Annotated in this window: 1 protein-coding gene; it reads left to right on the top strand. The window is 56.1% G+C overall.

Features of this window, described 5'->3' with window-relative positions; genetic code table 11:
• On the top strand, positions 1–314 hold a 314-nt coding region (locus tag QN379_RS23530), incomplete at both ends, for an aromatic amino acid lyase (protein ID WP_323507779.1).

The raw sequence follows: 314 nt of genomic DNA, 5'->3' as shown, positions 1-314 counted from the left end.
GCTTGCCGCGCAATCTGATGAGCGGCGTGCGTGGCGTTAATACCGGCTATCCGGTGGTGCAATGCTCGTTGAGTTCGTTGGTGATGGAAAACCGCACCTTGTGTATGCCCGGCAGCGTTGATAGTATTCCGGCCAAAGGCAACAGCGAAGACCACGTTTCCAACTCGACCTGGTGCGCCCGCAAGGCCGCGACAGTCGTGGCAAACACGCAATATATTATCGGCGTTGAAATGTTGTTAGCCGCACAAGCCCTGACGATGACCGAAACGTTGCTTCCAGACTTTGTATTGGGCCAAGGCACGCAAGCCGCCTAC

Origin of the sequence: Glaciimonas sp. Gout2 (genome assembly GCF_035018905.1) — a bacterium.
Lineage (GTDB): Bacteria > Pseudomonadota > Gammaproteobacteria > Burkholderiales > Burkholderiaceae_D > Glaciimonas.
This window is presented reverse-complemented; position numbering and strand designations above follow the sequence as displayed.